8 protein-coding genes are annotated in these 6,906 nt (G+C 67.3%); 1 reads left to right on the top strand and 7 read right to left on the bottom strand.

Translation table 11 applies throughout. The features are described from left to right. Window positions 1-191: 191 nt before the first annotated feature. From folE2 to efp, 7 genes are all read right to left on the bottom strand, one after another. Window positions 192-1,124: a GTP cyclohydrolase FolE2 gene (gene folE2 / locus FB548_RS12825; protein WP_255470546.1), complete on the bottom strand. Its 933-nt coding sequence runs from the start codon at window positions 1,122-1,124 to the stop codon at window positions 192-194. Between the two features lie 113 nt (window positions 1,125-1,237). Continuing rightward, window positions 1,238-1,945: a phytoene/squalene synthase family protein gene (locus tag FB548_RS12820; RefSeq protein ID WP_142125178.1), complete on the bottom strand. Its 708-nt coding sequence runs from the start codon at window positions 1,943-1,945 to the stop codon at window positions 1,238-1,240. Window positions 1,946-2,070: 125 nt separating this feature from the next. Further along, window positions 2,071-2,766: a phosphoglycolate phosphatase gene (locus tag FB548_RS12815; RefSeq protein WP_255470545.1), complete on the bottom strand. Its 696-nt coding sequence runs from the start codon at window positions 2,764-2,766 to the stop codon at window positions 2,071-2,073. Continuing rightward, window positions 2,763-3,482 carry a bifunctional 2-polyprenyl-6-hydroxyphenol methylase/3-demethylubiquinol 3-O-methyltransferase UbiG gene (gene ubiG / locus FB548_RS12810; RefSeq protein WP_142125176.1) on the bottom strand — a complete coding sequence of 240 codons (720 nt, stop codon included), beginning with the start codon at window positions 3,480-3,482 and terminating at the stop codon, window positions 2,763-2,765. The genes FB548_RS12815 and ubiG overlap by 4 nt, the downstream gene beginning before the upstream one ends. Window positions 3,483-3,631: 149 nt before the next feature. Next, window positions 3,632-4,972 (bottom strand): TRZ/ATZ family hydrolase, encoded by a 1,341-nt coding sequence (locus FB548_RS12805; RefSeq protein WP_142125175.1) that lies wholly within the window; start codon window positions 4,970-4,972, stop codon window positions 3,632-3,634. 11 nt (window positions 4,973-4,983) lie between these two features. Continuing rightward, the gene (locus tag FB548_RS12800; protein WP_142125174.1) at window positions 4,984-5,193 is read right to left on the bottom strand and encodes a hypothetical protein; all 210 of its coding nucleotides are present in this window, start codon (window positions 5,191-5,193) and stop codon (window positions 4,984-4,986) included. Next, window positions 5,193-5,759 (bottom strand): elongation factor P, encoded by a 567-nt coding sequence (gene efp / locus FB548_RS12795; protein ID WP_142125173.1) that lies wholly within the window; start codon window positions 5,757-5,759, stop codon window positions 5,193-5,195. The genes FB548_RS12800 and efp overlap by 1 nt, the downstream gene beginning before the upstream one ends. Before the next feature lie 104 nt (window positions 5,760-5,863). Between efp and epmB the strand changes: the two genes are divergently transcribed. Next, entirely contained in the window at window positions 5,864-6,883 is a 1,020-nt protein-coding gene (gene epmB / locus FB548_RS12790; RefSeq protein WP_142125172.1) for an EF-P beta-lysylation protein EpmB, read from the top strand. Window positions 6,884-6,906 lie beyond the last annotated feature (23 nt).

The following is a 6,906-nucleotide window of genomic DNA, read 5'->3' as shown; positions in this document are numbered from 1 at the left end:
TGTCCGCATCGATCCTTTGCTGGTCCTCGAACGGGGGAAATGATGTTCCATGGCGTGGGAGCGACGTGAGTCGCGATCCAGATGGCGGCCCCTCTAGAGGCATGCGAGTCAGTCGCGGAATACAGCTTTCGCGTCCGATCTGAAAACCACCCGTCGCGACTCACGTCGCTCCCACTTCCCTCCGCCTGGTTTCAATCGTTGCTGCCACTCACGCGGGCCACCGCGTCATGCGGGTGCAGGCTCTCGTAGTGCGCCACGGTGGCGTCGTAGCGGGCAATGCGGGCATCACCCGACAGCACCGACGCCACGCGGCGCGCAGCGTCTTCGCAGAACATGAGGTTCTCGGCATTGAGGCGTGCAAAGGCCTGCTCGTCTACGCGCTTGACCGCGGTCTGCACCGGAGTGCCGAGCGCGGCTTCGATGGCGTCGACCAGGGCGACGAGCGGCAGTTCGTCGAACTGCGGGCGCAATTCCACCCGCATGCTGGCCCGGCTGCGCTGCGCGTGCGGCGTGGCGGCAAGGCCGCGCTCGGAGGCCAGCCAGTCGTGCACCACATTGACCGACAACGGATGCGTGGCGGCGAAATCTTCCGCGAAACGCTCCGCATTGGCCTGCCGCGACAGCGCCGCCGAGGCCGGACAGGTGCTGGAATACTCGACGGCAAACGACAGCGCCAGCACCAGATGACCGTCGGCCAGCGTGGCTTCGATTTCGACCGGATAGCGCTTCCAGCCGGCATAGTCGCTTTCCAGCGCCTTCCGCTGCAGCAGTGCTTCGTAACGGATCTTCAGGCGGGCGCTGGTCGCCAGGCCGGACTGCGACGCCACGCTGTCCTGCAGCAGGTGCCGCAGGCCCGCAGGTGTAATCGCTTCACGCGCCAGTCCCTCCTGCAGTTGCAGGTAGAGGCGCGACATATGGATGCCGCGCGCATCAGCGTTGGCCAGGTTCACCGACAGGTCGATGCTGGCGGCCACCTGCAGCTGCCCACCCTGACCGTCCGCGATGCGGATCGGCAATGCGATGTTCTCCATGCCCACCCAGTCCAGCGGGCGGGCCAGGGGCACGCGCTGGTGAGCGACATCGGGGAGGTCGGCGCGGGGCGCCTGGGGAAGCAAGGAAGACATCGTCATGCACGGGGGAAGTAGATGTGGCGCATTGTACCCCCCGCCCTGAATCTCCAGATGAAACAGTCCGTTACGACCGTTTCCAGCGTCTATCGCCGCGATATGCGACGCCTTCAATCGCCGCGTGCCGCACGCCAGCCGGTGAGCAGGAGCACCGGGCGCGATGGCAACGGTGCTGGCACGCCCTGTCGGGACAGACGCTCCAACCTGCCCCGCGCATACGCGGCGAAAACGCGACGCTCTCGGGCACCCGCCCGTCCGTCCTGCCAACGTCGCAGGACGTCCGTCGCCCACCCTCGCACGGCAGAGGTGTCTTCTTTCTGCCGGAACGCCATCGGCACGGCCGCGACGCCCATATCGGCCAGACGGGTGGCCAGCACCTGCGCAATGACCGCTTCAACGTCGGGCGCACGACCCAGCACGTCGGCTTCCACCGCCGCCAAGGCCGCGCCGTAACCTGCCAGCGCCGCGAATGCCTCTTCGCTCCCAGCCTGCGCTCCACGTGCCGCCGCCAGCGCAGGCAAGGCATCGGCCAATGAAGACCATGCGGCCCGTACAGGCTCCAGCCTGCGTCCAAGCGGATGGCGCGAACGTTGTGCGCTCCAGCCGCGCAGTTCTTCGCCCCACCATGCCAGCTTCGCGTCTGCGGGCAGCGGATCGCCACTGACATTCAGGGCATCGTCGAATTCCTGCAGCAGCGCGAACCACGCTACCGCCATATCGCGGCGGGCGGGCGCCACGAAGATCTCGCCCACCGACCACTCAGGCCAACGCGTGCGCCATTTTTCAAGGAAGCTGTCGAGGGCGGCGGAGTCGGACATGCGATCAAACCTTGTAGGAGCGACGTAAGTCGCGACCGTCATGCCGGTACCCGCAGGCGACTGAACGCAACACGTTTCTTGTATGCCGGTGAAGTTACCGAGAACGGCAGCCGTGCGGTCGCGACTTACGTCGCTCCTACAACAAGCCGCGCAGTGGGCCATGCCGACGGCTCGACCAGCGTCACAGGCCATTCGACCATCACGTCCGCCAGCCACAGCGCAGGCTCTTCGTGCGCTTGCCGGTACCCCCACAACGCCGCGATGGACGGCATGCCGGCGGCACGCGCCGACTGGATGTCGCGCTCGTCGTCGCCCACGTACACGCAGTCGGCGATGGCGATGCCGATGCGCTCGGAGGCGACCTGCAGCGGCAACGGATGCGGCTTCTTCTCGGCCAGCGTGTCGCCCCCGATCAGTACGGCGCAGCGGCTCTCCCAACCTAGTTGCGGCAGGATGTCGCGCGCCAGGTATTCCGGCTTATTGGTGACGATGCCCCAGGTGCTGCCGCCCGCCTCCAGCGCCGCCAGCATCTCTGCGACACCGTCGAACAACACGCTATGGCGGCCGAGTTCTTCCTGATAGATCGCCAGGAACTCCGGCACCAGCGCCTCGCGCGGACCCTGCTCCATTGCGGGGAACGCAGCGGCCAACATCGCGCGCGCACCCTTGGATACGTGCGGCCGCAGGACATCGAGCGTCATCGCGCCAACGCCGCGCGATGCGCGCATCCGGTTCGCGGTGGCCAGCATGTCCGGTGCGCTGTCCAGCAGCGTGCCGTCCAGGTCGAACAGCGCGGCGCGCGGGAAGCCCCCCGCCGTCACGGCTTCACCGCACTGGCGAGGTAATTCACGTCGGTGCGCGAAGTCAGCCGTGCGCGCTGCCGCCATGGTTCGTAGGCCAGGCCGGTGACGTCCTGCAATTGGAAACCGGCATCGCGCAGCCATCCAGCCAGTTCGGACGGCCTGATGAATTCCTTGTAGTGGTGCGTGCCCTTCGGCAGCAGGCGCGCGATGTACTCGGCGCCGACGATCGCCAGCGCGAAGGCGGCCGGCGTGCGATTCAGCGTGGACAGGAACAGCTGTCCGCCGGGCTTCAGCAGCGTGTGGCAGGCACGGATGATGGCCGCCGGATCCGGCACGTGCTCCAGCATTTCCATGCAGGTGACCACGTCGAAACCGCCAGGACGCTCTTCGGCCAACGATTCGACCGAACGCAGCTGATAGTCCACCTGCACGCCCGATTCCAGCTTGTGCAGGCGTCCCACCTTCACCAGCTCGGGCGCCAGGTCGATCGCGGTGACATGCGCGCCCTCGCGCGCCAGCGCTTCGCTCAGCAGTCCCCCGCCACAGCCGACATCCAGTGCGGTGGCGCCCGGCAGGCGCGCACGGTCACGCACGTACTGCAGGCGGACCGGGTTCAGCACGTGCAGCGCTTTCTGAGGACCACCGGGGTCCCACCAGCGATTGGCGAGCGCGCCGAACTTGTCGAGTTCGGCCTGGCTGAAATTGTCGTCGCGGGGCGAAGTCGTGGTCGTCATGCCGCCATTGTAGAGCGGGCTGACCCCGCGAGGCGCCAATTCCGTCGTCCCAGCGAACGCTGGGACCCATCTTGCTCTTGCTTGGAGCAGTATCGGGAACAGCAAACACAACGTCCACATGGATCCCAGCGTTCGCTGGAATGACGCTGTCAAGACAGCCGGATACCGGCGATCCGTTCGCGCCACTGGCGCGCATTGGCGATGACGCCGTCGATGTCCATCTCGACCAGCACGCGCTGCCGCAGCTTCGCCTTGCCGGCGATCCACACATCGCTGACCTGCTGGCGGCCGGTGGCGTAGATCAGCTGGGACACCACGTGGTGCAGCGGTTGCGTCTCCAGCGCGGACAGATCCACGCAGACCAGGTCGGCCTCCTTGCCCGGCTCGATCGAACCGATGCGGTCGTCGAAACCGATCGCCTTCGCTCCCCCCAGCGTGGCCGCGCGCAATGCACTGAACGCATCCAGCGCGGCGGCATCCTGCGCTACTGCCTTGGCCAGCAGCGCCGCGGTGCGCGTCTCGCTGAACATGTCCAGGTCGTTGTTGCTTGCGCAACCGTCGGTACCCACCGCCAGCGTTACCCCCGCGTGCTCCAACGCACAGGCCGGGCAGAAGCCTGACGCCAGCTTGAGGTTGGATTCCGGGCAGTGCACGACGCTGACGCCGCGCTCGGCGCAGAGGTGGATCTCCGCCTCGGTGAGCTGGGTCATGTGGATGGCGATCAGGCGGTCGTTGACCAGCCCCAGCCGGTCCAGGCGCGCGATCGGGCGCTGGCCGTGCTTCTCCAGCGACTGCTCCACTTCCTGTGCGGTCTCGTGCAGGTGCAGGTGCACGGGCACGTCGAGCTGGTCGGACAGCATCCGCACGCGCTCGAAGTTGGCGTCGTTCACCGTGTACGGCGCGTGCGGGGCGAACGCGGTCGCGATCAGCGCATCGTCCCGCCACTGGTCGTGCACTTCGCCGGCCTTCTCGAAGTACTCGTCGTCGGATGCCGCCCATGCCGTGGGGAAATCGATCACCGGCAGCCCGACGCGGGCGCGGAAGCCATGGCGCTTGTACGTCGCGGCCTGCACATCGGGGAAGAAGTAGTTCTCGTTGACACAGGTGGTGCCGCCGCGGAGCATCTCGGCGATCGCCAGGGTAATGCCGTCAGCCACGAAGTCCGGGCCGATCACCGCGCCCTCGATGGGCCAGATGTGTTGCTGCAGCCAGACCTTCAGCGGCAGATCATCGGCAACGCCACGCAACAGCGTCATGGGGTTGTGGGTGTGCGCGTTGACCATGCCCGGGATCAGCGCGGCATCAGGACGCGACACCGTCTCGCGTGGCGCGAAGCGCATACGCGCTTCCGCGAGCGGGAGGATCGCGACGATGCGGCCGGCGGTGACAGCGACCGCGTGGTCTTCCAGCACCACCCCGTGCGGGACGACCGGCACCACGAAGCCGGCTTCGATCAACAGGTCGCAGGCTTCGAAGGTGCGGTCGCTCATGGGGCCTCGGCTCAGAATCCCAGCGTGTAGGTCAGGCCGATGGCGCCGGCGCCGAACAGCAACCAGCACAACAACATCAGCGCCAACGCGCGCCCGTAGTTCAGCCGCGGCACGCTGGGGAACAGCCGCGGCAGGGTCACATTCCAGCAGAGCATCACGCCCAGCGCGGCGATCAGAACGCCGACGGCCCAGACGCCAAGGTAAAGCGCCAGCTGTTCCATCACTTCACACGGCTGACGTATTCGCCGGTGCGGGTATCGACCTTGATGATCTCATCCTGGCCGACGAACAGCGGCACGCGCACGACGGCGCCGGTTTCCAGCGTGGCCGGCTTGCCGCCGGTACCGGCGGTATCGCCCTTCACGCCCGGGTCGGTCTCGGTGATCTGCAGCTCGACGAAATTCGGCGGCGTCACCTGGATCGGATTGCCGTTCCACAGCGTGACAACGCAGTCCTCCTCGCCTTTCAACCACTTCTCGGCGCCGCCCATGCCGGCCTTGTCGGCCTGCACCTGCTCGAAGGTCTCCTGCTGCATGAAGTGCCAGTACTCGCCGTCGGAATACAGATACTGCATGTCGGTATCCACCACGTCCGCCGCCTCGACCGAGTCGGTGCTCTTCATGGTGATTTCCTGCACGCGGCCGCTCTTGATCAGGCGGTACTTCACGCGGGTGAACGCTTGGCCCTTGCCCGGCTTGACGTATTCCGTGTCGCTGATGATCGCCGGCTCGTTGTTGATCAGGATCTTCATCCCGTTCTTGACGTCGTTCATGCCGTAACTGGCCATGCTGCTGCTCCTGGAGGTAAGGCGTACCCGCCGCGCAAGGCGGCCGGCCGGATAGAATGTCGGGAACCCGCCGGACCCGGCGGGTGCTTGTTTTCAGACCCGCCATGATAACCGCAGCCCCCGAACCCCGACAGTCCGCCCCTTGGCCGGCCCTCCGCTGGCAGCAGGCGTGGCGCGACGCCGTGCGCGACCCGCGCGAACTGTTGGCACTGCTGGGACTGGAGACACTGGCAGGTCGGGTGTCCGACGAAGCGGCGGCCCAGTTCCCGCTGCGCGTGCCGCGCGGTTTCGTGGCCCGCATGCGCCATGGCGATCCGCACGACCCGCTGCTGCGCCAGGTGCTGCCGCTGGACGACGAAATGCGTCCCGCCACCGGCTATGGTCTGGATGCCGTGGGTGACGGCGCGGCCAGGACGGGGCCCGGCGTGATCCAGAAATACCGCGGCAGGGCGCTGCTCGTGGCGACCGGCAGTTGCGCGATCAATTGCCGGTACTGCTTCCGTCGCCACTTTCCTTATTCGGACGAGACCGCGGCACGCGACGGGTGGCGGGAAGCCGTGGCGCTGATCCGCGCCGACACGGGCGTGGAGGAAGTACTGCTGTCCGGCGGCGACCCGTTGTCGCTGTCGAACGCCAAGCTGGCCGAGCTCACCGGCGCGCTGGCGGGGATTCCCCACCTGCGCCGCCTGCGCATCCACAGCCGCCTGCCGGTGGTGCTGCCCGAACGCATCGACGATGGCCTGCAGGCCTGGCTGGCCGGCCTGCCCTGGCCGGTGACCCTGGTCATCCATGCCAACCATGCCAACGAGTTCGACGACACCGTCGACGCGGCACTCGGGCGCCTGCGCGGTGCCGGCGTGCACCTGCTGAACCAGGCGGTGCTGCTGCGTGGCGTGAATGACGATATCGAGGCGCTGGCGGACCTCAGCGAGCGCGGCTTCGCGGCGGGCGTGCTGCCCTACTACCTGCACCAGCTGGACCGGGTGGCCGGCTCGGCGCATTTCGAGGTCGACGACGCGCGGGCAAAGACGCTGCATGCGGCACTGGCCGCCCGGCTGTCCGGGTATCTGGTGCCGAGGCTGGTACGGGAAGTCGCTGGCGATACCGGCAAGCGCCCGCTGTGACCCACCGACGGCAGGCCATGTCC

Source organism: Pseudoxanthomonas sp. 3HH-4 (assembly GCF_006716465.1).
GTDB lineage: Bacteria > Pseudomonadota > Gammaproteobacteria > Xanthomonadales > Xanthomonadaceae > Pseudoxanthomonas_A.
The sequence above is the reverse complement of the archived record's forward strand: the minus strand, read 5'-3'. Positions and strand labels throughout refer to the sequence as shown.

What these genes read in the sequence shown, in the direction of transcription:
- folE2 (WP_255470546.1), bottom strand. Translation starts at nt 1,124, where the DNA reads ATGTCTTCCTTGCTTCCCCAGGCGCCCCGCGCCGACCTCCCCGATGTC.
- FB548_RS12820 (WP_142125178.1), bottom strand. Translation starts at nt 1,945, where the DNA reads ATGTCCGACTCCGCCGCCCTCGACAGCTTCCTTGAAAAATGGCGCACG.
- ubiG (WP_142125176.1), bottom strand. Translation starts at nt 3,482, where the DNA reads ATGACGACCACGACTTCGCCCCGCGACGACAATTTCAGCCAGGCCGAA.
- FB548_RS12805 (WP_142125175.1), bottom strand. Translation starts at nt 4,972, where the DNA reads ATGAGCGACCGCACCTTCGAAGCCTGCGACCTGTTGATCGAAGCCGGC.
- FB548_RS12800 (WP_142125174.1), bottom strand. Translation starts at nt 5,193, where the DNA reads ATGGAACAGCTGGCGCTTTACCTTGGCGTCTGGGCCGTCGGCGTTCTG.
- efp (WP_142125173.1), bottom strand. Translation starts at nt 5,759, where the DNA reads ATGGCCAGTTACGGCATGAACGACGTCAAGAACGGGATGAAGATCCTG.
- epmB (WP_142125172.1), top strand. Translation starts at nt 5,864, where the DNA reads ATGATAACCGCAGCCCCCGAACCCCGACAGTCCGCCCCTTGGCCGGCC.